Origin of the sequence: Nonomuraea sp. CA-143628 (genome assembly GCF_050942315.1) — a bacterium.
Lineage (GTDB): Bacteria > Actinomycetota > Actinomycetes > Streptosporangiales > Streptosporangiaceae > Nonomuraea.
Window position 1 is genome coordinate 10934515 of sequence record NZ_CP192072.1, and the last position, 25238, is coordinate 10959752.

At 71.5% G+C, this 25238-nt stretch carries 13 protein-coding genes; 9 read left to right on the top strand and 4 right to left on the bottom strand.

Translation table 11 applies throughout. The features are described from left to right. Window positions 1-186: 186 nt before the first annotated feature. Both ACQP2T_RS49630 and ACQP2T_RS49635 read left to right on the top strand, forming a co-directional pair. The gene (locus ACQP2T_RS49630) at window positions 187-1128 is read left to right on the top strand and encodes an NAD-dependent epimerase/dehydratase family protein (RefSeq protein ID WP_433511771.1); all 942 of its coding nucleotides are present in this window, start codon (window positions 187-189) and stop codon (window positions 1126-1128) included. Next, entirely contained in the window at window positions 1115-1819 is a 705-nt protein-coding gene (locus tag ACQP2T_RS49635; protein ID WP_433511772.1) for a PIG-L deacetylase family protein, read from the top strand. The genes ACQP2T_RS49630 and ACQP2T_RS49635 overlap by 14 nt, the downstream gene beginning before the upstream one ends. Here the strand turns inward: ACQP2T_RS49635 and ACQP2T_RS49640 are convergent. Further along, the gene (locus ACQP2T_RS49640; protein WP_433511773.1) at window positions 1802-3031 is read right to left on the bottom strand and encodes an RNA-guided endonuclease InsQ/TnpB family protein; all 1230 of its coding nucleotides are present in this window, start codon (window positions 3029-3031) and stop codon (window positions 1802-1804) included. The genes ACQP2T_RS49635 and ACQP2T_RS49640 overlap by 18 nt on opposite strands. A gap of 137 nt (window positions 3032-3168) precedes the next feature. Between ACQP2T_RS49640 and ACQP2T_RS49645 the strand changes: the two genes are divergently transcribed. The 3 genes from ACQP2T_RS49645 to ACQP2T_RS49655 all read left to right on the top strand — a co-directional run bounded on the left by ACQP2T_RS49645 (window position 3169) and on the right by ACQP2T_RS49655 (window position 6860). Further along, complete coding sequence (locus ACQP2T_RS49645) at window positions 3169-4101, top strand: methionyl-tRNA formyltransferase (protein ID WP_433511774.1); 933 nt, start codon at window positions 3169-3171, stop codon at window positions 4099-4101. 17 nt (window positions 4102-4118) lie between these two features. Further along, the gene (locus ACQP2T_RS49650) at window positions 4119-6215 is read left to right on the top strand and encodes an NAD-dependent epimerase/dehydratase family protein (protein ID WP_433511775.1); all 2097 of its coding nucleotides are present in this window, start codon (window positions 4119-4121) and stop codon (window positions 6213-6215) included. 237 nt (window positions 6216-6452) lie between these two features. Continuing rightward, window positions 6453-6860 (top strand): ester cyclase, encoded by a 408-nt coding sequence (locus tag ACQP2T_RS49655; RefSeq protein ID WP_433511776.1) that lies wholly within the window; start codon window positions 6453-6455, stop codon window positions 6858-6860. Window positions 6861-6952: 92 nt separating this feature from the next. On the opposite strand, the gene ACQP2T_RS49660 is transcribed toward ACQP2T_RS49655, so the two are convergent. Genes ACQP2T_RS49660 through ACQP2T_RS49670 form a run of 3 tightly spaced genes read right to left on the bottom strand, consistent with a single transcriptional unit; the run spans window position 6953 to window position 10360 of the window. Further along, a complete protein-coding gene (locus ACQP2T_RS49660; protein WP_433511777.1) occupies window positions 6953-8887 on the bottom strand; it encodes a N,N-dimethylformamidase beta subunit family domain-containing protein in 1935 nt (644 codons plus the stop codon). After that, entirely contained in the window at window positions 8884-10128 is a 1245-nt protein-coding gene (locus tag ACQP2T_RS49665; RefSeq protein ID WP_433511778.1) for a condensation domain-containing protein, read from the bottom strand. Before ACQP2T_RS49665 ends, ACQP2T_RS49660 begins: the two co-directional genes overlap by 4 nt. Further along, complete coding sequence (locus tag ACQP2T_RS49670; protein WP_433511779.1) at window positions 10121-10360, bottom strand: acyl carrier protein; 240 nt, start codon at window positions 10358-10360, stop codon at window positions 10121-10123. The genes ACQP2T_RS49665 and ACQP2T_RS49670 overlap by 8 nt, the downstream gene beginning before the upstream one ends. A 145-nt stretch (window positions 10361-10505) precedes the next feature. On the opposite strand from ACQP2T_RS49670, the gene ACQP2T_RS49675 reads away from it, so the two are divergent. The 4 genes from ACQP2T_RS49675 to ACQP2T_RS49690 are packed head-to-tail and all read left to right on the top strand — an operon-like array spanning window position 10506 to window position 25163. Further along, window positions 10506-11915: a class I adenylate-forming enzyme family protein gene (locus tag ACQP2T_RS49675; protein WP_433511780.1), complete on the top strand. Its 1410-nt coding sequence runs from the start codon at window positions 10506-10508 to the stop codon at window positions 11913-11915. A 2-nt stretch (window positions 11916-11917) separates the two neighbouring features. Then, a complete protein-coding gene (locus tag ACQP2T_RS49680; protein WP_433511781.1) occupies window positions 11918-13393 on the top strand; it encodes a condensation domain-containing protein in 1476 nt (491 codons plus the stop codon). Further along, on the top strand, window positions 13390-19656 hold the full coding sequence (locus ACQP2T_RS49685) for an amino acid adenylation domain-containing protein (protein WP_433511782.1): 6267 nt from the start codon (window positions 13390-13392) through the stop codon (window positions 19654-19656). Before ACQP2T_RS49680 ends, ACQP2T_RS49685 begins: the two co-directional genes overlap by 4 nt. Then, complete coding sequence (locus ACQP2T_RS49690; protein WP_433511783.1) at window positions 19656-25163, top strand: non-ribosomal peptide synthetase/MFS transporter; 5508 nt, start codon at window positions 19656-19658, stop codon at window positions 25161-25163. The genes ACQP2T_RS49685 and ACQP2T_RS49690 overlap by 1 nt, the downstream gene beginning before the upstream one ends. The last annotated feature ends 75 nt before the right edge of the window (window positions 25164-25238 follow it).

Here is a 25238-nt window from a genome sequence, read left to right on the forward strand (position 1 = left end):
TGTGCCATGCGTGACAAGTGTGGCGAAAACTGTTTTAATCCCACGCTAGGTGCCACCGGGGCGGCACAGGCCCCGAGTGACCGTTTTTCCTCGAAATCACGGCTTCGTGGGAAAGGCAGGCCCGTGGGAGCTCCAAGTGGCGAAGTCATCGTCACGGGCGGTCTCGGTTTTATCGGCTCACATCTGGTGGACGCGTATCTCGCCGCGGACCACCGAGTAACGATCATCGACTCCAACGCGGGTGCGGTGATCGACGGCGAGGACTACGACGCCGATCCTCGCTGCACGGTCGTCCGGCAGCGGGTGGAGGACTATCTGGCGGCGGGCGGCGACTTCGCCGGGGCCGACCGCGTCATCCACGCCGCCTCGTACGTCGGCCCGGCGAGCATCCTGTCCAGGGCGGGCCGGCTCGGCCACGACATCATCGGCAGTACCGCGCCTGTCATCGACGCCTGTATCCGCGCGGACGCGCCGTTGTGCATGTTCAGCTCGGCCGAGGTGTACGGCCGCAGCGGCGTGCTCGACGAGAAGGACGACATCGTCGTACCGACGCAGTACAACACCCGCATCGAGTACGCGATCGCCAAGACGCTGGCCGAGGCGATGGTCTCCAACAGCCGCCAGCACGGGCTGCGCGGGATGGTCATCCGGCCGTTCAACGTGGCGGGAGCGCGGCAGTCGCGGGCGGGCGGGTTCGTCATGCCCACGTTCGTCCAGCAGGCGCTGGCCGAGAAGCCGATCACCGTGTTCGCGGGCGGCGAGCAGGTCAGGGCGTTCATCGCGGCGAGCGACCTGACCGGGTTCCTCATCGACTACATGGACGCGGCCCTGAACTGCGATGACATCATCATCAATGTCGGCAACCCGGCGAACGCCGTCACCATCATGGAGCTGGCCCAGCGGGTCAAGGAGTTACTCGGCAGCCCGTCGCCGGTCGTCAGCGTCGACGGCAGGACCGTACATGGGCCGTACTACGCCGAGGCCGAGTCGTTCCACAAGATCCCGGCGCTGCGGGCGGCGACCGACCTGGGCTGGCGGCCCCGGATCGCGCTCGACGAGCTGATTCTGAGCACCGCCGAGTACTATCGCGCCCGCGAAGACCGGAGGGCTGTGAATGCGCCGCTTTGACCGTGTGCTGGTGATCTCCCCGCACGCCGACGACGAGGTACTCGGCTGCGGCGGCCTGATCGCCGCGCAGGTCGAGGCGGGGGCCGAGGTCCACGTCCTGTATCTGGCGGTCGACGGCATGCGGCACTACGGCCTCGACGGCGCCACCAGCTATCGGCAGCGGCTGGAGGAGATCGAGGCCGTACGGGCCACGCTGGGCTTCTCGTACGACATCGCGTACGGCGACATGGACCTGACCGAGCGGCTGGACACGCTGCCGCGCAGGGAACTGGTCGACCTGTTCGAGCGGACGCTGAACGAGCGGCGGCCCGACCTGCTCCTGCTGCCCAGCTTCGCCGACTACGACCAGGACCATCTGGCGGTGTTCGGTGCCGGGTTCGCGGCGGCCCGGCCCATCGCCCAGCAGTTCGGCAAATGGCTGGTGCCGACCGTACTGCTGTACGAGATGTCGAAGATCCAGTGGGCGGCCGAGCCAATGCCGCGCTCGACGGCCTTCTACGACATAAGCCACCATATGGAACGCAAACTGGAAGCATTGCGCGGCTACAAGAGCCAACACCGGCCCTCCCCGCACATCAGGAGCGAGGAGTCGGTGACCGCGCTGGCGACACTGCGCGGCGCGGAGATCGGTGTCACGCACGCCGAAGCGTTCGGGGTGCTGAGGGAGGTCTTATCAACTACCACCGACTGAAGCTGGTGGTTTGCTCTCTCGGTCCCGTCTGGGTGAAGGGAGGTCGGTAGCGTGTGGCTGGTTGATGGCAGCCCAGCCCGCGACGCCGCGTGTGGCGATGTTGCGGGCCGCGATGTGGTCGGCGTGCCCAGCGAGGCCACACCCTTTGCAGACGAACCGTCCCCGCGCCGGCCGGTTCGCCCTGCTGATGTGCCCGCAGTCCGGACATGCCTGGGAGGTGTAGGCGGGGTCGACCAGCACGAAGGCGATCCCGGCGTGGGCGGCCTTGTAGCGGGTGAAGGTGATCTGCTGGGCGAAGGCCCAGTTGTGCAGGGTGCGCCGCTGGAGCCGATGAGCCCTTACCCGCCCGCGGATGCCCTGCAGATCCTCCAGGGCGATGCCGCGGCCGGTGCGTTCGGCTTCGCGCACCACATATTTGCTGATTTGGTGGTTGAGGTCGGTCATCATCCGGTGCTCACGACCGGTCAGGCGGCGCAGTACCCGCCGCGCCGCCGACGTGCCTTTCTTCTGCAACCGTCGGCGTTGGCGGCGCCGCCGCTCGCGCAGGGTGCGGACGTGGCCGTTGCCGCCGATCGGGCCGGTCAGGGCGGGGCCGGGCAGCACCGCGCCATCGGAGGTGACCGCCAGGTTCGCCACCCCTTGATCCACCCCCACAAAGCCGCCGATCGGGTCACGCACCGCCGGCTTGGGCAGGGTGAGCGCGACCTGCAGCAGCCACACCCCGCGCCGACAGATCAGATCGGCCTCCCCCATCGGCAGCGTGTCCACGGCCTTGAGGTCTTCTGGTCGGCCGGTGTAGGGGATGGTGACGCGCCCGGTGGGAGTCCACAGCGACACGGTCCGGGCATCCCGATTCCAGCTCATCAGCCGGGCGTCACAGGGAACCGCGCCGTGCGGCCGGAAGATGTGCGCGCGTTTCTTGGAAGCGCGCCGGTTGGCGTAGGCGCCGGCGACCCGGGCGATCGCCCGCACGGCCGCTTGCGCACCCAGCCCGGCCACCTGCCCACGCACCTCGTAGTAGGCCAGCCGATGCAACTCCACCACGGCGAAGACGCGGTGCTGCCAGGCCAGCCGGGAGACGAGGGTGGCCGCCTGATTGCACAACAGCACCGCCGCCGCCAGGGCGTCGGCTTGGGCAGGGGCGGGTGTGAGCCGCAGTTGCACGATCGTGGGCAGGCCGTGGCGTTTGGTGGTGGAGCGGCGGATCGCCATCGCGCACCTCCTGTCACAGCGGCATCACCCACCGCACATATTACCGAACGTGACCGAGTCTTTCCATTCTGTTTTCGAGAGGAGGGGTGGCGCTTCCTCCCGGCCCTGAAGGACCGGGTCTCCGCGCCACAATTCAGGTGAAGACGTTCGCGTTCGCCACAGGCATGGAGTTCGCCGCCCCCGCCGTGGACGTACTGGCCGCGCAGGGCACTCCCCCCTCGCTGCTGATCGGCTATCCGCCGAAACTGCAGCACCGCTCCGGGTATGCGCCGCTGCGGGAAGCCTCCGAGAAGCACGGCATCCCGCTGCTGGAGACCGCCGACATCAACGACGGCGAGGCGTACGAGCGGGTCAAGGAGATGGACCTGTTCGTGATCGCCGGGTGGTCGCAGCTCGTACGCGAGCCGCTGCTGTCGGTCTGCCCGCTCGGCTCGATCGGCCTGCACCCAACCCGCCTGCCGGAGGGCCGGGGACGCGCCGCGCTGCCGTGGACCATCATCAAGCGGCTGACGACGAGCGCGGTGAGCCTGTTCTTCCTCGACGAGGGCGCCGACACCGGGGACCTCATCGCGCAGCGGGAGTTCACGATCAGCCGCCGCGACGACGTCACCGAGGTGTACCGCAAGGTCACCGAGATCAACATCGAGCTGCTCGCCAAGTACGTGCCGCTGCTGCTGGCGGGACAGGTGGTAGCACGACCGCAGCCCCCGGGCGGCTCGTGGTGGGACAAGCGCCGTCCGGAGGACGGGGTGATCGACTGGTCCAAGCCGGCCGACGACCTCTACGACTGGATCCGCGCGCTGGCCGCGCCGTACCCGGGGGCCTTCACCTTCGTCGATGGCCGCAAGCTGTTCGTGCACAGCGCCGACCTGATCGAATACGGCGGCCAAGAACCACCCGGCACCGTGCTCGCCCCCGTCTGGTCCACCGGCGTCGCCGGGGTGCTGGTGGCGTGCGGCTCGGGGCTGCTGGTCGTCCGCGAGGTGCAGTGGGACGGCGGGGAACGGCGCGACGCCCTCGACCTGGTGGAGTCGGGCGAGCTAGCGGTAGGCGCATGCCTGGGCACGTGAAGCTGACTGGTGCGGTGATGGCGCATCCCCAGCGTAGGGAGGCGGCCATCCGGCTGGCCGGTGGCGTCTTCGACGTCGTCACCGATCCCGATCCGGCGGGGCGTCCGTCGGCGTTCCGTACCTCGCTGCTCGCCTGGTCCAGCATCCCGTCGGACGCCACGCACCATCTGCTGCTGCATGACGACATGGTGCTTTCGGGCACGTTCTTCGAACGCGCCGAGAGTGCCGCCCGCGCCATGCCGCACGCCGCGCTCGCCCTGTTCGCCTTCTGGAACTCACGCAACGGCGCCGCCGTCCGGCAGGGCGCGCTCGCCGGGGCGCGGTGGGTGCCCGGGGCCGGCGAGTACACGCCGGTGGCGGCCCTGCTGCTGCCCAGACAGGTCGCGGGCGGGTACGTGGAATGGGCCCGCGACCGGGGCGACACCTGGCCCGACGACGTGCTCATGGGGCGGTACCTGCGCCAGGCGGGGGTGCCCGTGTTCGTGGCGGTGCCGAGCCTGGCCGAGCACGAGGACCTGGCGAGCCTGGTGGACAACGACTTCCAGGGGCTGCGGCGCTCCCCCTGCTTCTTTGCCGACGACCCGCAGGGCTTCTTCCCGGACGGCTCGGAGGGCTTCCCTCCCGATGACGCGCAGGCGGGCCGGTCCTCCTTCGAGGAGAGCGTGCTCGGGGAGCTGCCGGTGATCCCGTTCTTCAAGCGTGGGGTGGCCCAGTGCGCCGTTCGCGTCCCCGGGACCGGGCGTTGGCGGGACATTCGCTGCGAGGACTACCTGGCGGGGCGGGGCATCGACGCCGACTCGCTGCGGGCCGGGGCGGCGACTCGGCACTGGCCGCTCTGGCTCACGGCCTACACCATGGGCATCGTCCACAGCCAGACCGGTCGAGACGGTGCCCTGGACGGCGCTCGGGACGACGACGATCCGCGCAATGTGTACGGCGCCGACCCGCGCGTGCAGGACCGAGGTGACATGCGTGGCGGAGTGGGCGGCGACCCGCGCGTGTTGGACCAGGCCGACTCGCGCGACGGGGTGCGCGTGTTGGATCAGGTCGACGTGCGTGGCGGGGTTCGCGCCGATCCGCGCGTGCTGGACCGGGCGCTCGCCACGATGGGTCCCGGCGGGCTCTGCCATGAGCTCGGGGCCCGGGAGCTCGCCCGGCTCACGCCCGAGCTGCACGAGGTGGCCCGTGCGGGCCTGGAGGCGGGTCTCGCCAACCGACCTGGACACCGTCCCCGGGCTCCCCGAGCCTTCGCTGACCATCCCCGGGTTCCCCAGGCCTTCGCCGACCGTCCCATGGTGGCCCTGACGGGCGCCGACACGTTCGTGCGCGACCACCTGGTGGGCGCGCTCGCCGACCACGGCTGTCGAACCGTCGGTCCCGAGGCGGGCGCCGCCGTGGTGGTGCACGTCTGCGCGCTCGGCTGGGACGAGGACGCCGACCCGGAGGAGGAGCTGCGCCTGGCGCGAGCGGCCTTCGCCGACGGACGCGGCGGCGTCCTGCTCAGCTCGTGCGCCGTCTACGGGCACGGGAACCACGCGGCCTCCTCGCCACCCGGGGACGCCGCCCCCGCCCCGCCACTCACGGAGACTCCTGCCGCCCCGCCACTCACGGAGGCCCACTCCGCTCCGCTGCTCGCGGATTCCCCCGCCGCCCCGCCATTGGTGCGGGCCATTCGTCAGGTCGAGGCGGCGGCGGGTGGCGCCGTGGTGTTGCGGCTGGGCGAGCCCTACGGGCCCGGGATGCCGCAGCGGGGCGCGGTCGCGGAGCTGGTCCTGCGGTCCTCGCTCAACCGTCCCGCGCCCGTCACGGGCTCCCCTGCGCAGTTGGTGCACGTCCAGGACGTCGCTCGCGCGGTGCTGGCGGCGCTGGCGGGGAATCCGGTGTCGCGCATGTTCAACATCGCCAACCCGGAACGGCTGGGCATGCGGGAGTTGGCCGAGGCGGTGTCAGGTGCGGTGCGGCCGCTGGACGTCGAGACGTCGGACGGCCCGCCGAAGCCGCTGGTCGATGTCGAGCGGGCCGCCGCCGAGCTGGGCTGGCGGCCGAGCGTGACACTGGACTACGGGCTGCACACCTGCGCGCAGTGGCTGGCTTACGAAAGCGACCGCCCGTAGAAGCGGTCTACGAAAGCCACCGCTCCCAGACGCGGCCCTTGTGAACGACCGTCCGTAGAAGCGGCCTCCGCGAGTGACCGTCTGTGGAAGCGGCCTCCGTACGATCCCCGGCGACACGCCCCGCCCAAGACCCACCCCTGCGGACGCTCGCCGCCTAACCTGCAGAAACAGAGTCGCACGAAGATCCACTGTCCGTGGGACGTGATCGGCCATCGCCGACCAACTGTAGGGAGAGACATGACCTACGAAGCCAACGTTGCCGCCCAGCAACGCTTCGCCACCGCGGTGATGAGCGGCGACTTCGCCATCTTCGACGAAGTGGTCGCGCCCGATGCCGTGGACCACGATCCCGCCCCCGGGCAAGGGCCGGGTCCCGACGGTTACAAGGCGATGTTCGGCGAGATGCGTGCCGCGTTCCCGGACCTGCGCGTCGAGGTCGAGCACCTGATCGCCACCGATGATGAGCTGGCCTTCGCCTACACCATCAGCGGCACCCACCTCGGCGACCTCATGGGCCATCCGGCCACCGGCAAGAAGGTGAGTTACCGGGGCATGCAGATCAGCCGCTTCGCCGACGGCAAGCTGGTGGAACGGTGGGGCAGCAGCGACCAGCTCGGCATGCTCGGCCGGCTCGGTCTCCTCTGATCATGCATAAGTAAGCCGTCTGACCAGGCATGGGTGAGCCGTCTGACCAGGCATGGGTGAGCCGCCTGACCAGGCATGGGTGAGCCGCCTGATCAGGCAGAGGTGAGCCGCCGCCAGGAGAGGCCGGTCCCCGGTCCGATGCCGATGAGTCGTCCGGCGGAGGCGGCGAGGACGGTGTGGCCCCCCGCCGGGCCCAGGTCCTGCCATGCGGTCTCGTGCCGCTCGGCCGGCCTGGTCAGGATCCGGTCGGCGGAGACGGCGAACAGGCGCCCGTTCATCGCGGTCAGGCTCACCGCGCCCCCGGCCGAGCCTGCTCGGGCCCAGTCGTGGGTGTCGAGCCGCCGGATGGGGAGGTGCCACAGCTCGCCCGCCGAGGTGACGGCGAACAGCCCCTCGTCCACGGCGGCCAGGCCGGTGGTGCCCTCGGGGGCCCGGCTCACGTCCTGCCAAGTGGACCTGGTCAGGACGGGGTCGCGGTAGCGGATCGTGCCGTCGGGTGCCACCCCGTACAGGCCGGCGGGTGGGCCGCCGTGCGCCTCCCGAGGGGCCGCCAGAGCGATCACGTCGGTCTCGTCGATCACCCGCCACGGCAGGTTCTGTCCGGAGATGTCGCGGACGGCGAGTGTCCCGTCCGAGCAGGCGGCGAAGAGCCGGTTGTCGCAGGCGACCAGAGCACGCGTGCCACCACCGACACCATCAAGAGATGGGCCGGTCGGGACAGAAGACGGGCCGGTTGAGGCGGAGCCGATCGGAGCGAGGCCGGGGCCGGTCGATGCGGGGCCGGTCGATGCGGGGCCGGTCGATGCGGGGCCGATCGGGTCCCAGGAGGGTGGGTGGCTTGGGGGTTGGGACAGGCGGTCGAGGACGTTTCGGGTGATTCTCTCCAGGACGGGGTCGTGGAGGGAGTTGCCCCAGTTGATGGTGCCGGCGTTGAAGACGGTCCCCGCGCCGAGGCGGTGTACGCCCATCGTGGCCGCGCCGCCCTTCCCATACCGGCGCCAGTGGCTCAGGTCGGCCGTGGCGAGTACGACGAACGACGGCGGTGTGCCGTCGCGGCCCGTCGCCCTTGGCACCCCCTCCACCCATTCGAGGTCGGCGGCGTCCGTCTCGTAGCCGAGCGCGCCCCTGCCGAAGGTGTCGCCGTCGGCCAGTCCGGTGCCGTCGAACACCCAGTGGCCGGCGAAGCGGGCCGTGTACGACTCGTGGGCCATCACCCGTGAGTCGACCCAGCAGCCCGCGCCGTTCCGGAAGGTGAGGCCGGTCAGGGCGTTCTCCGGGCGGTTGACGGGTTCGCTGGGCCATTCGACGGTGGCCCGGCCGGGGTCGGTGGCGGTGAGGGGGTCGGCGACGGCGTCGCGGTAGCAGACCATCGTGCGGAGGTCGTCCTCGAAGCGGACCTGCCACCAGCAGGTGTTGCCGGAGAATATAGCGATATTTCCACCGGCCCGCGCGAACGCCTCCACCGCGTCCCGCATCTCCCACGACCAGTACTCGTCGTGCCCGTTGATCACCAGCAACCGGTAACGGCTCAGCAGGTCGAGACCGTCGTGCAGGTCCAGCCCCGAGCAGTAGTCGACCGGGTAGCCCGACGGCCCGAGCCACCGCAGCAGCCCCAGCTCCCACTCCTCGATCTGCGGCCCCGCCCCCGGCCGGTCGAAGCTGACCTTGACCGCCCGATCGGGCTGCTCGGCCTGGTAGAGCCCTTCACCGGGTACGCCGGGCCGGTTGTACGCCTCCCAGGTGGGAAAGGGGATCGCCACCATCACCGGCGAAGCGGGCACAGCCGCACGTACGACGAAATATGCGGACTCGTCGCCCAAGACGGCGCGGTAGAGCGAGCTGGGCCAGTCCGTGCCCACCTTCAGCGTCCAGGTGTCGCCCTCGGCGCTGTCCCGAAGCACGACGTCCCGGAGTACGACCCGCCCCGACGGCACGTCCTCGACGGTGATCGGGCCGCAGCCCCCGAGCAGGTGGAACCGGAGCGACTCCCCCTGCGCGCACGACGTGGCCGCCGCGTACAGACTCATGCGAACGCCGCCTCGACCAGCGTCGACTCCATGTCGTACAGGAAGCGTTCGATCCCCGGCGGCGCGAGCAGCCCGGTGTCGGCGTACAGCGACACCTCCATCCGCCCCGGCTCGCCGCCGACGTGCAGCCGGAAGTCGCAGATGTTGCGGTCCATGGTGTCCGTCCAGACCAGCTCGGTCCGCTCCATCGAGGCGCGTACGGCCCGTTCGTCCAGACCTGTCGCCTCGTCGCGCTGCACCAGCCGCTGGTCGTTGAAGCAGCCGAACGACCTGATCCCCGGCCCCATGCCCGACACCGCCTCCTCCATCGCGTACGGGTCGAACTGGGCCTGCCGGTAGGCCCGTAAGGCCACCTGCCAGCCCTGCCGTACCAACTGCCCGAAGTCCGGCGAACCCAGGTCGAGCAGGACGAGCCCCTCCTGCGAGATCGTGGAGACCACGTCGCGGCGTTCGGCCGCGAACCGATTGTTGACGATCACCCGCATGCCGCAGAACCGCTGGCCCGTGAGCCGCCCGGCGAGCCGGATCGCCGCCGTGAGCAGCACCGTCGAGGAGCTCACCCGCTCGCGGGCGGCCACGGCCTGCGCCGCCGCGGCGATGGCCGCCGAGGTCATCGTGGCCTCCCAGAACCGGGGGCGCCGCGGGACGTCCGTCAGGGTCACGGGGTCCATGCGGCGGTATTCGGCCGTCCAGAAGGCCAGGGCCTCCTCAGAGGTACGCCTGCCCTCGGCCGAGCGCTGCCACTCGGCCAGCTCGCGCGGCGTGGCGCTGTCCGGCGGTGGCAGCGAGTCGCGCAGCAGGAGCAGCCGGAAGTCCTTCACCAGGAGATCGGCCGCGTGCCCGTCAGCGGCCAGATGGCAGAGCACCAGCACGACATGCCGGACGTAGTCACCGGTGACGAGGAACGCCACCCGCAGCGGCCACTCCTCCCAGTAGTCGAACGGCTCGCTCGACAGCCGGTCGCACACCACCTGAGCGGATTCGTCCGTCACCTCGACGTAGGGCCGGGCGATGGGCGAGATCCGCTGCCGGGGGCAGTCGCGCGGCCCGCTGAGCCGGGTGCGCAGCGCCTCGTGCCTGGCGACGAGGTCGTCCAGGGCCTTGACGGCGCGTTCGACGGTGACGGGCCGCTTCGGCGCGGCGAAGATCCGGCCGATGTTGAGATAGTGCTCCTGGGGCCGCGCCGCCTCCACGGCCCGCCAGATGTCCTGCTGCCCCCAGGTCAGCGGCGACTCAAGCATGGAGCCGTAAGTAGTCCACCAGCTCGTCCAGGCTGTCGGCCGAGGTCATGTCGAGCTCGATGCCGAACTCCGCCTCCACCGCGTCGATCAACCTGAGATAGCCGAGCGAGGTGACGCCGAGATCGGCCAGCCTGGCCTCCCCGGCCAGCACCTCGGCGGCCTCGACCGCGCCGTCGGTGGCCTCGGCCACCATGTCGGCGAGGCGTCCGCGTAGTTCCCCGTCCGTCTGCACCTGGCGAAGCCCTCCCGTTTCCAGGGAAATCCGGGGCGAGTGTGTCACGCGGGGCCAGACGGCGGCAAGCGTCTGGCGGTAAGGGGTTGACGCAATTGTGCATTTTTTCTAGCGTCTTGCGACATCCCGATAATAATTTTGGGGGGTGGTTCAGTCGGCCCGTCCTGTCCCTGCTCTGCTGAGCTCACGAGCCGCCACCGACCCCGACCACGAGGCCCTCATCGTCGCCGGAACGGGCGGCCTGACACTCCGCGAGTGGGACGAGCGCTCTGACGCCGCCGCCCACCGCCTGCTCGACCAGGGCGTACGGCCAGGAGATCGAGTCGCGCTGGTGTTCGGCGGCCGTGACTGGCCCGACTACGCGGTCAGCTGGATGGCGGTGCTGAAGGCGGGCGCGGTCGCGGTCCCGCTGTCGGACCGCCTGGCCGAGCCGGAGCTGGCCCGCCTGATCAAGCACTGCGGGGCGACGACGATGATCCGGAGCGGCGACGAGCTCGGCGGCCCGACCGGCCCGGTCCCGGTCAAGGTCGATCCGCTCGGCTACGCCCAGATCCTCTACACCTCCGGCACCACCGGGCAGCCCAAGGGCGTGGCGGCCAGCCACGCGAACCTCACCTCCCCGCCCGTACACCCCAAACGCCGCCCGTTCGCTCACTCCAGGCATCTCGTGCACGCCTTCCCCATCGGCACGAACGCCGGCCAGGTCATGCTGCTCCACGCGCTGAGCGCCGCCCCCACGGTGGTCACGCTGCCGCTGTTCACGCCGGCCCGCTTCGCGGCGCTCATCGAGTCGTACGCGGCCGGGACCGTGTTCGTGGTGCCCGCGATGGCCATCGAGCTGCTCGGCGCGCGCGTCCAGGACCGTCACGACCTGTCGAGCGTGCAACTGCTCGGCTCGGCCGCCGCCGCGCTGCCGCCGAGGGTCGCGGCCGAGCTGACCGAGGCGTTCCCGAACGCGACGGTCGCGAACTACTACACCTCGACCGAGGCGGCCCCCGCCCAGACCGTCATGATCTACGACCCCGACCGGCCGGGCGCGCTCGGGCACGCCGCCGGCAGCCTGCGGATCTTGACCGCCGACGGCGACCCGGCCGCGCCCGGCGAGACCGGCGAGGTGTGGCTGCGCGCCGCCGCGCACTCCCGCTCCTACTACCGCGAGCAGCGGCAGGACGTCTTCCAGGACGGCTGGGTACGCATGGGCGACCTCGGCTACCTCGACGACGACGGCTACCTCTACCTGGTCGACCGGGAGAGCGACGTCATCAAGTCGGGCGCCTTCAAGGTCTCGACGCTCCAGGTGGAGGCCGCGCTGCACGAGCATCCGGCCGTCTCGGAGGCGTCGGTGTTCGGCGTGACGCATCCGGTCATGGGCATGGTGGTGGCGGCGGCGGTGGTGTCCCGCGAGCCGGTGACGCTGGCCGGCGTACGCGCCTTCCTGGCCGAGCGGCTCGCCCAGCACGAGCTCCCCACCCGGCTGCTGTGCGTGAACGCGCTGCCCAGGAACGCCGCCGGAAAAGTGATCAAGCGAGAACTGCGCAGTATGGCAGAGGAGTGAGCATGGTCCTGGCGTCACAGGCCCAGCACGGGATGTGGATCACCGAGGTGCTGCACGGCACCGGCACGGCGTACCACATGCCGTTCGCCATGTGGTTCGACGGACCGTTGGAGCGGGAGGCGATGCTGGCGGCGTGCCGGGCGGTGCTCGCGCGGCATCCGGTGCTGGGCCACGCCTTCGAGGAGCGCGACGGCGTGCTGCACCTGGTGCCCGCCAGGGAGCTCCCGCCGGTCGCGTTCGTGGTGGAGCCGGACCCGGAGGCGCTGATCGAGCGGGAGATCGCGCGGCCCTTCGAGCTGTCTTCCGGGCCGCTGGCCCGGTTCACGCTGGCGGAGGTCGCGCCGTCGCGGCATCTGCTGCTGTTCGTGGGGCATCACCTCGTCTTCGACGGCATGTCGAAGGACCTGCTCGTACGGGATCTCGCCGCCGCCTACTCCGGTGCCGCCCGCCCTCCGCTGCCCATGCCGTACGGGCGGGAGGAGATGCCCTCGCCGGAGGCGGAGGCGTATTGGCGGGCGCGCTGGCGCGAGGTGCCGCAGGTGGTGATCAACGGGGTGTCCAGGACACCCCGGCTGGCCTCACACGGCGAGACCGTCCTGCGCGACCTGACCCACGACATGCCTGACCTGCCCGGCCTGACAAGGTTCGAGGTCTTTCTCGCGGCCGTGCACGCCCTCCTTCACCGGTACGGCAACGCCGACACGTCCGTGGCCATAGCCATGTCGACCAGGACCGCCGAGACCCGGGACCACATCGGCCTGTTCGCCACCGAGCTGCCGGTGTTCTCGTCGTTCTCCCTTGGAGGGTCTTTCCGCGAGCTGGCCCTGGGCATCAGGAGCGAGCTACGTGAGCTGAACTCCTTCCGCGAGGTGCCCGTGGCACGGGCGGTGGGCGGCATCAAACCGAGGGTGGCGCTGTCCCCGGTGTCCATCAGCTTCCGGCGGCGCGCGCCCGAACAGGTCTTCCCCGACCTGAAGCTGTCGGTGGAGTGGAAGATGTCCAACCACATGGTCAGGAACTCGCTCCATCTCCAGGCCGTCGACGGTGCCGACGGGCTGCTCCTGACGCTGCACTACAGCCCGGACGTCATCTCGCGGCAGGACGTCGAGCTGGCCGGGGACCATCTGGCGACGGTGCTGCGCGCGGTCGCCGCAGACCCTGACGTGCGGCTCGCCGACCTGCCGCTCCCGGCCACCCCGCAGGTCGCCCTCGCGGCCCCGGAGGAGACCGGACCCACCCACGGCGAGGCCGACGCGGAGCTGATCGAGCAGGTGCGGCTGATCTGGATGGAGGTCCTGCGGATGGATCACATCGCGCCGGACGAGGACCTCTACGACCTCGGCGGGCACTCGCTGACCATCACACAGATCAGCGCGCGGATCAGGAAACGGCTCGGGGTGGAGGTGCCGTTCGACGTGTTCCTCGACGATCCGACGATCACCGGGGTGGCGGCGGCCATCGGCGGGCTGCGGCCATGATCTCCATGGGCCAGGAGCGGCTCTGGTTCCTGCAGCGGCTCGATCCGTCGGACGCGGCCTATCGGGTGGCGGCGGTGCGGCGGTTGCGGGGGGCGCTCGACGTCGGGGCGCTTACGGGGGCGTTCGGGGATGTGGTGGCGCGGCATGAGTCGTTGCGCACGAGGTTCCCCGAACAGGACGGGCTACCGATCGCGGTGATCGACCCGCCGGGGGCGGCGGTGCCGGTGGAGTTCGTGGCCCTCGATCCGGTGGTCCCCGGCAACCCCTCGGGCGTCGAGCCGGGCGAGTCCGAGGTCGTGCGGCTGCTGGAGGAGCGGGTCAACACGCCCTTCGACCTGGCCGCCGCTCCGCCCTTGCGGATCACGCTGGTCCGGCTGGCGGACGACGACCACGTGCTGTGCGTGGTGCTGCACCACATCATCGGCGACGGCTGGTCCCTGAACGTGCTGCTGAGCGACCTGGCCGTCTACTACCTCGCCCGCACGGAGGGCGAACCGGTCACGCTGCCCGAGCTGCCCATCAGCTACGCCGACACCCAGCGGGTCTCCCAGTCCGACGCCGACTACTGGACGGCAAAGCTCGCCGGGGCGACGCCCCTGGAGCTGCCCACGGATCGGCCGCGTCCCGCGCAGCGGAGCAGCGCGGGCGGCGAAGCGCACTTCGACCTGCCTCCCGAAGTCGCCGGGGCGCTGTCCCGGCTGGCCAGGGCCGAGCGCTCGACGGTGTTCATGGTGCTGCTGGCCGCCTACCAGGTGCTGCTGGCCCGGCATGCCGGGCAGGACGACATCGTGGTCGGCTCGCCCACCGCCGGACGCGACCGGCCGGAGTTGGAGCCGATGGTCGGTCTGTTCGCCTCCACGCTGGTGCTCCGGGGGGATCTGTCGGGGGATCCGCCGTTCAGCGAGCTGCTGCGCCGTACCCGCCGGACCGTGCTGGAGGCGATGGCGCACCGCGAGGTGCCGATCGAGCGGGTGCTGTCCGCGCTCGACATCGAGCGCGACCTGTCGCGTACGCCGCTGTTCCAGGCGATGCTGGCGCTGCACAACTCCGCTGTCGGGTACGCGGAGGCGGAGTCGTTCGCCGGGATGGAGAGCCTGCCGTTTCCGCACGGGACGCCGCCGGCCATGGTGGACCTGCGGATGGATCTCTGGCCGTCGGGCGGGGGCTGGCACGGGGCGTTCTTCTACAGCGCCGAGTTGTTCGACCGGGAGACGGTGACCCGGCTCGTGGCCCGCTTCCAGACGCTGCTCGCCTCGATCGTCGCCGCTCCCGAGGCTCGTCTGTCGGAGCTGGACCTGCTGCCCACCGCCGAACGCGAACTGCTCGACCGGGCCTGGAACAGCACCGCCCTGGACGTGCCAGCGGCGACTGTGGTGGACCTGGTCATGCGGCAGGCAGAGCTGCGGCCGGAAGCGACCGCCGTCTCGTGCGGCGACCGCCGCCTGTCCTACGCGGAGCTCGTCGCCCAGGCCTTACGGGTGGCGGGCGGGCTGCGGGAGCGCGGCGCGGGGCCCGGATCCGTGATCGCCGTACGCGGGCGGCGGTCGGTGGAGTTGCCGGGGACTCTGCTCGGTGTGCTGTTGGCCGGAGCCGCCTACCTGCCGATCGACCCGGCGCTGCCGGGCGACCGGGTGGCCTACATGCTGGCGGACTCGGGAGCCCGGTTCACCCTGGACGACGACACCTGGCTCCCAGTTGCCGACACCGACGTCGCGAACGGCAGCGCCCATCCGGCCAGCCCCGAATCCAGCCCCGAGCCCGTCGCTGCCGGGCCCGACGGCGGATCGGCCGCCTACGTGCTCTACACCTCCGGCTCGACCGGCCGCCCGAAAGGGGTGGTCGTCCCTCACTCGGCGCTGGTGAACCTGCTGGCCGGGATGGAGCACCTGCTCGGCTCCAAACCGGCGGACGTGTGGCTGGGCAGCACTTCGTTGTCCTTCGACATCGCGGGCCTGGAGCTGTACCTGCCGTTGGTGACCGGCGGGCGGCTGGTGCTGGCCGACGACGAGACCGTCAGGGACGGCGCAGCGCTCGCCGGGCTGATCTCCGCGTCGGGCGTCACGCACGTCCAGGCCACCCCCTCGGGCTGGAACATGCTGCTCTCCGCCGGGCTCGACGCCTCCGGGCTGGTGGCGCTGGCGGGCGGCGAGGCGCTGCCGCTCGCCCTGGCCAGGCGGCTGCGGCGGCGGGTGGCGCGGTTGTTCAACATGTACGGGCCGACGGAGACCACGATCTGGTCCACGGCCTGGGAGGTGCCCGCCGAGCCCGGCCGGGTGAGCATCGGGCGGCCGATCGCCAACACCCGCGTCCACGTGCTCGACGGCTCCGGCCGACCGGCGCCGATCGGCGTACCTGGTGACCTCGCGATCGGCGGGGCCGGGCTCGCGCTCGGCTACCTGGGCCGGCCGGAAGCGACCGCCGAGCGCTTCGCGAACGGGCTCTACCGGACCGGCGACCGAGTCCGGTGGCTCGGCGACGGCACCCTGGAGTTCCTGGGCCGGGGCGACGGACAGGTGAAGCTGCGCGGGCACCGGATCGAGCTGGGCGAGATCGAGACCGCGCTGGAGTCACATCCGGGCGTACGGCGGGCGGCGGTCGTCGTCCGCGGGGACGAACTGGTCGCCTACGTAGAGACCACGCCGGACGTGGTGACCGGGCCGGACGTAGTGACCAAAGCGGACGTGGTGACCACAGCGGACGTGGCGATCACGCCGGACCACCGCACCGACCTGCTCGAACACGCGGCCGCGTGGCTGCCCGCCTACATGGTGCCCGGTGTCGTGGTGGTGCTGGACGCGTTGCCGATGACGCCCAACGGCAAGGTCGATCGGCTGTCGCTGCCCGAGCCGGCCGGGCCGGTGGCGGGACGGGGCGGCCCGCCGCGTACCGCGCGGGAGCGGCAGGTGGCCAGGATCTTCGGCGACGTGCTCAGGATCGGCGACGTCGGCGCGGACGACGACTTCTTCGCCCTGGGCGGGCACTCGCTGCTGGCCACCCAGGTCATCGCCAGGCTGGCGGCGGCTGGGACGACGGTGCCGTTGCGGACGTTGTTCGGGCGGCCGACGGTGGCCGGGTTCGCGGCGACGCTGGAGGGGCTGCCTGAGGGCCCTGGCCTCTCGCTCGCCCCGCGCCCGCCCGGCACGCTGCCCCCGCTGTCGGCGGGCCAGGAGCGGCTGTGGTTCCTGCATCGGCTGGATCCGGACGACGCCTCGTACAACATGTACATCGTGCGCCGGCTCCGGGGTTCCCTCGATCCTGAGGCGCTGCGCAGGGCGCTGACCGCGTTGCTCGCCCGGCACGAGTCGCTGCGCACGCGCTTTCCCGAGGTGGACGGGCGGCCGGTCGCCGTCGTCGAGCCCGCCGGACGGCCCGCCGACGTGGAACTGCTCGACGCGGGTGACGAGGCGGAGGCCCGCGCGCTGGTCGCCGCGCGCACCAACGCTCCCGTGGACCTCGGTGCGGCACCGCCGCTCCGGATCACGCTGATCCGCCTGGGCAGGGATGACCACGTGCTGTGCGTGGTGCTGCACCACATCATCGCCGACGGCTGGTCGATCACCGTCCTCCTGGACGACCTGGCCAGGCTGTACGCCGGGCCGGGGAGCCTGGCACCGCTGGCCGTACAGCATGGGGACGTCGCGCGCTGGCAGCGGGAGCAGGACGGGAGCGCGGCACTGGAGTACTGGCGGGAACGCCTCGCCGACCCGCCCACGCTGGCGCTGCACACCGACCGCCCGCACACGCCGGGTCCGGCGCGCGGCGACTTCCTCCTGCTGGACATCCCCGACGACCTGGCCAAGGCGCTGGACGCGACGGCGCGGCGGCAGCGGAGCACGTTGTTCATGGTGCTGCTGGCGGCCTACCAGGTGCTGCTGGCGCGGCACACCGGGCAGACGGACATCATGGTCGGCTCGCCCACCGCCGGGCGGGATCGGGTGGAGCTGGGGCCGATCGTCGGCTACCTCAGCACCACGCTGGTGCTGCGCGGCGACCTGTCGGGCGATCCGACGCTGGACGAGCTGCTGACCAGGACGCGGCGGACGGTGCTGGAGGCGATGGCGCATCAGGAGGTGCCGTTCGAACGGCTGCTGGCGGAGCTGGACATCGAGCGGGACATCACCAGGAAGCCGATGTTCCAGACCATGCTGACGCTGCACAGCCAGACGCCCGATGGGGAGCGGGATCGGCTCGCCGACAATATGGAAATGTCGTACTTCGACGATGGGTATCGGCAGGCCAAGTTCGACCTGGTGGTGGAGGCGTGGCAGGCGCCGGGGCGGCTGCGGGTGGCGTTCGGGTACGACGCGGGGCTGTTCGACGCGGAGACGGTGGCGGGACTGGCGGAACGGTTCGCGGTGCTGTTACGTGGGATCGCCGACCCGGACAACCGGCACGCCCCCGTGTCGGCCCTGCCGGTGCTCACCACGGCCGACTCGGCACTCATCGCCTCGACCGGCGGCGACGGAATGATCGAAGCGGGTGGAGACAGGACCGCCGAGCCGGGCGTGCCGGAGATGGTCGCGGCGGCCGTCGCCGCCCACTCCGGTGAGACGGCCGTCGTCTGCGGGTCCGAGAGCGTGACCTACGGCGAGCTGGCCGAGCGGGTGGCCCGGCTGTCCACCGAGCTGGCCGGGCGCGGCGCGGGCCCTGGCGACATAGTCGGCCTCCGTCTCGGCCGGTCGGTCGACGCGGTGGTGGCGATGCTGGCGATCTGGCGCGTCGGAGCCGCCTACCTGCCGCTCGACCCCGCCTGTCCGTCCGTCCGTCTGCAGCACATGACCGCTATGAGCGGCGCCCGCCTGACCGTCCCGGACGACCTGACCACCACGAGCGGCACCGGCCCGGTCGTCTCGGACGCCCAGCGAGCCGCGGACGACCTGGCGGCCGCATACGGCCTGACCGCCGTGGACGACCCCCGCGCCCAGGCGCCGGGCCTCGCCTACGTCATCTACACCTCCGGCTCCACCGGCACTCCCAAGGGCGTGGCGGTCGAGCACGCCGGGCTGGCCGCCCGGGTCCGGTGGATGCGGCACGAGTACGGCCTGCGCCCCGGCGACCAGGTCGTCCAGCTGGCCTCCCTCAGCTTCGACACCCACGCCGAAGAGCTCTACCCCGCCCTGACCACCGGTGCCACGGTCGTCCTGGTGCCCGATGGCGGCGCCACCCTCCCCGACCTGCTCGCCGAACGGCCCGACATCACCGTCCTCGACCTGCCGACGGCGTACTTCCACCACCTCGTGGACCTGATCGACGAGATCGCCTGGCCTGCGGCGCTCCGCCTGGTCGTCATCGGTGGCGAGCAGGTGCACGCCACCGCCGTGGCCCGCTGGCGGCGGCGGTTCGGCGACCGGGTACGCCTGGTCAACACCTACGGTCCCACCGAGACCACGATCGTCGCGACCGCCGCCGAGCTGACCGGCGACGACCCGCACCCGCCGATCGGCCGCCCCATCCACGCCACCACGGTACGGATCCTCGACCCACACGGCACGCCCACTCCGCCCGGCGCCCCCGGCGAGCTGTACATCGGCGGCCCCGGCGTCGCCCGCGGCTACCTCGGCGCGCCCGAGCTGACGGCCCAGCGCTTCGTCCGGCTCCCCGACGGCTGCCGGTACTTCCGTACCGGAGACCGGGTGCGGCTGCGTCCCGACGGGCTGCTGGAGTTCCTCGGGCGCGTCGACGAGCAGGTCAAGGTGCGGGGTTTCCGCATCGAGCCGGGCGAGGTGGAGCACTGCCTGCGCACGCATCCGGACGTACGGCAGGCCGTGGTGGTCGCCAGGCACGGCGAGCTCGTCGCCTACGTCGTGGGCGAGACGGCCGAGCTGGCCGACCACGTGGCCGGGCGGCTCCCGCCGTACATGGTCCCCGCTCATTGGGTGGTGCTCGACTCGCTGCCGCTCACCGCGAACGGCAAGCTCGACCGCGGCGCCCTGCCGGAGCCGGGCCGCGCCGGGAGCACGGACGCAACTCCGCCGCGTTCGGACGCGGAGGAGCTGGTCGCCGACGTCTGGGGCGAAGTGCTCGGGGCGGACAAGGTCGGCGCGTTCGACGACTTCTTCGCGCTCGGCGGGCACTCGCTGCTCGCCATCAGGGTGGCGGCCCGGCTGCGGGCGATCGCGGGTGTGGAGCTGCCGATCCGGACGCTGTTCGCCCGCCGTACCGTCGCCGAGCTGGCGCGCGCCGTCGAGGAGGCGCTGGTGGCGGAGGTGGCCGGGCTGTCCGACGAACAGGCGCTCAGCATGCTCGACCCGGAGGACACGTAGTGACCGAGCTGACCGAGGCCCAGCGGGCGCTGCTGACCCAGCGGTTACGGCGGCGCAAGAGCGCGCCGACGATTCCGGCGCTGCCGGACGGTCAGGCGCCGCCGCTGTCGTACGCGCAGGAGCGGCTGTGGTTCATGGAGCAGTACGCGCCGGGGAACCCCGCTCACACGGTCCCGTTCGTGCGGCGGCTGCGCGGCCCGCTCGTCACCTCCGTGCTGGGCGACGCGCTGAACGGGGTCGCCGCCCGGCACCAGGCGTTGCGGACCCGTTTCCCGGTCGGTGACGACGGACAGCCAACGGTGACGGTCACAGCCTCCGACGTCCCGCTCACTGTGGCCGCCGCCGACGACGTGGACGAGGCACGGGCGCTGGTCGACCGCTTCCTCGCCGAGCCGTTCGACCTGGTGACCGGGCCGGTGGTAAGGGCGCTGCTGGTACAGCTGGGTGCCGACGACCACGTGCTGGCCATCGCCGTCCACCACATCGCCGCCGACGGCTGGTCGGCGAACATCCTGCTCCGCGAACTCCTGACCGGCTACGACCGGGAGCCTCTCCCCGATCTGCCCGTCACCTACGGCGACTTCGCCGCCTGGCAGCGCGAGCGGCCCGGCGACGCGGCCGACGTGGCCTACTGGCGGGAACGACTGGCCGGGCTGTCGCCGCTGGAGCTGCCCACGGACTTCCCTCGGCCGCCCGAGCTGACCTACCTTGGCGCGGCGCACTCTTTCACCATCGACCCCGCTCTGGTCGCGCGGCTGGAGCGGCTCGGGCGGGAGCACGGCGCCACGCCGTACATGGTGCTGCTGGCCGCCTTCGCCGCACTCCTCGGCCGGTACGCCGGGCAGGAGGACGTGGCCATCGGCTCCCCCGTGGCCGGTCGGTCGCTGCCGGAGCTGGACGGGCTGATCGGCTGCTTCATCAACATGCTCGCGATGCGGGTGGATCTGTCGGGGGATCCGTCGTTCCTTGGGCTGCTGCACCGGGTGCGTGACCTGGCCATGGACGCGTACGCGCATCAGGAGCTGCCGTTCGAGCGGCTGGTGTCGGAGCTGAACGTGCCTCGGGAGGTGTCGCGGTCGCCGCTGTTCCAGGTCCTGTTCGCGATGCAGAACTATGGCGGTGAGCCGTCGTCCGGTGGGCTGACCGTGGAGGGGTTCTCGCCGGGGGTGTGGGCCACCAGGTTCGATCTGGAGCTGTACACCGGTGGCGATGGTTCGTTCCTGTTCGTGTACAACGTCGCGTTGTTCGGGGCCGAGCGGATCTCGCGCCTGGCCGGGCATTTCGCCGCCCTGCTCGGCGGGATCGTGGCCGACCCGTCAGCCCCCGTCTCCACGATCGAGCTGCTCACCGCGCCGGAGCGAGAGGAGCGGGAGCAGTGGAACGACACCGGGCTCGACCTCGGCGACCCCGGCCTCCTGCACCGCCCGTTCGAGGAGCGGGTGCCGCATTCACCCGATGCCGTCGCGGTGGCCCACCCCGGCGGCGAGATCACCTACGCGGAGCTGGCACGCCAGGCCGGGCTGCTGGCCGCCGAGCTGACGTCGGCGGGCGTCGGGCGCGGGGAGCTGGTCGCGGTCGTGATGGAGCGGGGGTGGGAGCAGGTCGTGGCGGTGCTGGGCATCAACATGGCCGGGGCGGCGTACCTACCGATCGACGCGGATCTGCCGGAGCAGCGGCGCTTCGAGCTGATGGCACGCGGCGAGTGCCGGGTCGCGGTGACCCAGCCGTGGCTGGACCTGACCTGGCCCGCCGACCTGACCCGCCTTTCGGTGACTCCCCCGTCAACGCCCCTGTCCACCCTGGCTCCCCTGCCTGACCCGTCCAGCCCTCTGACGCCCCCCGGCTGCCCCGCCACGCCCGACGACCTCGCGTACGTGATCTTCACCTCGGGCTCCACCGGCGCCCCGAAGGGCGTGATGATCGAGCACCAGGCCGCCCTGAACACCATCCGCGACCTCAACCACCGCTTCCACGTCGGCCCGCACGACCGGATCCTCGCGCTGTCGGCCCTCAGCTTCGACCTGTCCGTGTACGACATCTACGGCGCCCTGGCCACCGGCGCCACGCTCGTCATGGGCGAGCCGTCGGCCGACAAGGACCCCGCCGCCTGGGCCCGCCTGGTCACCGAGCACCGCGTCACCATCTGGAACTCGGTCCCCGCCCTCATGGAGCTCCTGGTCGACCATGCCGAGCACGAAGGCACCGACCTGAGCTCGCTGCGCCTGGTGCTGCTGTCCGGCGACTGGATCCCGCTGACGCTCCCCGACCGGATCCGCGCCCTCGCCCCGGCGGCCGAGATCATCAGCCTGGGCGGAGCCACCGAAGGCTCGATCTGGTCCATCTCCTACCCGATCGGCGAGGTGGTGCCGGGCTGGTCGTCCATCCCGTACGGCCGTCCGCTGGCCAACCAGTCCTTCCACATCCTGGACCGCGGCCGGTGTGACGTGCCCATCGGCGTACCCGGCGACCTGTACATCGGCGGCGTCGGCGTGGCCACCGGCTACTGGCGTGACCCGGAACGCACCGCCGCCGCCTTCATCAGCCACCCCCGCACCGGCGAGCGCCTCTACCGAACGGGCGACCTGGGCCGCTACACCGCGGACGGCACGATCGAGTTCCTCGGCCGCGCCGACGCGCAGGTGAAGATCCGCGGCTACCGCATCGAACTGGGCGAGATCGAGACCCACCTCGCCCGCCACCCGGACGTGACCGAGTGCGTGGTCACCACCCATGGCTCGGGCACTCAGGCGCAGTTGGTGGCGTACGTGGTGGGCCAGGCGGATCCGGCCCGCCTGCGCGGCCACCTCGCCGAGAGCCTGCCCGCGTACATGATCCCCACCCGTTTCGTCCCCCTCCCCCAGCTGCCCCTGACCGCCAACGGCAAGGTGGACCGGCGCCGCCTGCCCGCCCCCACGTCATCGGCGGACGGCGCGGAACCGGGCCGGCGCGTCCCCCCGGCCACGGAGGCGGAGCGCCTGGTCGCCGCGGTCTGGGCCGAGGCGCTGGACATGGCCGATTTGGGGGTGGACGGCTCCGGAGTCGATGGCTTCGGAGTGGACGACGACTTCTTCGACGTCGGTGGGCACTCGCTGCTGGCGATCAAGGTAGTGGCCAGGCTGCGCAGGGCGCTGCCGCCCGGCGCCGCGCCGATCGCCGTGGTGGACCTGTTCAAGCACCCGACCGTCCGCGAGCTGGCCGCGCTCGTCGACGGCACCGCCACCGCCTCGCGCGGGCTCCTGCACGAGCTGACGCCGCGCCGTACCTCTCCCGCCGAGCTCACCTATGTGTGCGTGCCGTACGGCGGCGGCGCGGCGGTGGTGTACCAGCCGCTCGCCGACGCCCTGCCCTCGACGTACGCCCTGTGGTCGGTGGCCATCCCCGGGCACGACGTCGGCCTGGACGAGGAGCGGCTGCCCCTGGACGAGGTGGCGGCCCGGTGCGTGAGTGAGATCCAGGAGAAGGTACGCGGGCCGGTCGCACTGTACGGGCACTGTGGCGTCGGGTCGGCCCTGATCGTCGAGATCGCGCGACGGCTGGAGGCGGCCGGCCGCGAGCTCGAAGCGGTGTACATCGGGGCGATCTTCCCCTTCGCCCGCCCGGGTAAGGGGCCCATGGCGCTGCTGTCCAAGCTCGCCCGGCGCGAGTTCCTCCGTAGTGACCGGAGCTACGCCAACTGGCTGATGTCCATGGGGCTGGACATGGGCGACCTGGAGCCGGGGCAGGCTCGGCACATCATCAGGAACATGCGGCGCGACAGCGAGGCTTCGGAGGAGTACTTCACCGGGCTGTTCGCGAGCTCGGTGGAGCGGCTGCGGGCGCCGATCGTCAGCGTGGCGGGAGAGCACGATCCGGCGACCGAGTACTTCGAGGAACGGTACCGCGAGTGGCACTTCCTCGCGCCCACGGCCGCCGTGGTGGAGCTGGACGAGGCCGGACACTTTTTCCTGAAATATCGGGCGGCCGAGCTCGCCGAGATCGTCACCCGTACCCACGTCGCCATCGCGTCAGGCGACGCGGAGGCGGTGAGCTCAGGCGACGCGAAGGCGGTGACCTCGGGCGACGCGGAGGCAGCGGGCTCGGGTGATGCGGAGGCGGTGAGTTCAGGCGGCGCGGAGGCGGTGAGCGGGGCCAGTTGGCGGGTGCGGGAGGTGTCGCGGGGCGGGGTGTCAGCCGTCGCGACCGGCCCGCAACCCAGCATGAAACGGTTCACGGCCGTCGCCAGTGGTCAGCTGGTGTCCCTTCTGGGGTCGGCGCTGACCGGGTTCGCCATCCCCATCTGGATCTATCTGACCACGGGCTCGCTGGCGCAGTTCGCCCTGCTGTCGGTGGTCGGGCTGGTCCCGGGGATGGTGGTGGCGCCGCTGGCGGGAGCGATCGTCGATCGCGGGAACCGGCGGGCCGTCATGCTCGGCGGTGACGCCGCCGCCGTCACCACCCAGCTCGTCTTCGGAACGCTGCTCTGGACCGGGAACCTGCAGACCTGGCACGTCTATCCGCTCCTCGCGCTGCTGTCGGTGGCGCTGACGTTCCAGCGGCTGGCCTACACCTCGGCGGTGCCGCAGCTCGTCCCCAAGCGGTACCTCGGGCACGCCAACGGCATCGTCCAGATGGCCGGCGGCATGACGCAACTGCTCGTCCCCCTGGCGGCCGTCGGGCTGATGGCCGTGATCGGGCTGGAGGGGATCCTGGTGCTAGACGTGGCCAGTTACGTGTTCGCGATCGGGGTGACACTGCTCGTGCGCTTCCCCGCCGCGATGGCCTGGCGCCGGAAGGAGCCGGTGCTGGCGGAGATGGCGGCCGGGTTCCGCTACTCCTGGGGCAACCTGGGCTTCCGTCAGATGCTCCTCTACTTCGCGGTGCTGAACGTCTTCCTGTCCCCCCTGTTCCTGCTGATCTCGCCGCTGGTGCTCTCCTTCGGCACGCTGCAGGACGTGGGCCGGATCTCGTTCGTGTCCGGCCTGGGCGTCTTCCTCGGCGGTCTGACCATGACGGCCTGGGGCGGGCCGAGCCGGGGACGGATGCGGGCGGTGCTGTGGTGCACGCTGGCGCTGGCGGCGTTCTGCCTGGTCACGGGGTTGCGGGCGGATCTGGTGACGATCGGGGTCGGGGCGTTCGGGATGTCGCTCTGGCTGACGCTGCTGAACGGCATCTACGCCACGATCGTCCAGGTCAAGGTGCCACAGCGGTTCCACGGGCGCGTCTTCGCGCTGAACACGCTGATCGCCTGGTCCACACTGCCGCTCGGCTTCGGACTCGTGGCACCGTACGGCGCGGCGGTCTTCGACCCACTACTCGCCCCCGACGGCCCACTCGCCTCCACCGTCGGGGCGCTCATCGGCACCGGCGCAGGGCGCGGAGTGGGACTGATGTATGTGCTGTTCGCCGTGGCGATGGCGGTGCTCGCGGCAGTGGCACTGCGGTCACGGCTGCCGGCCCTGCTCGACCAGAGCACCGACGCGACCCCCGACGACCTGGTCGGACTACAGGCCCTCGGGCGAACCCTCTAGGGTCTCCTTCAACGCCTGCACGATGCCCGCACCTCGTCGAGTTGCTCACCAAGCTCCTCGATCCGCTGCCGGGAC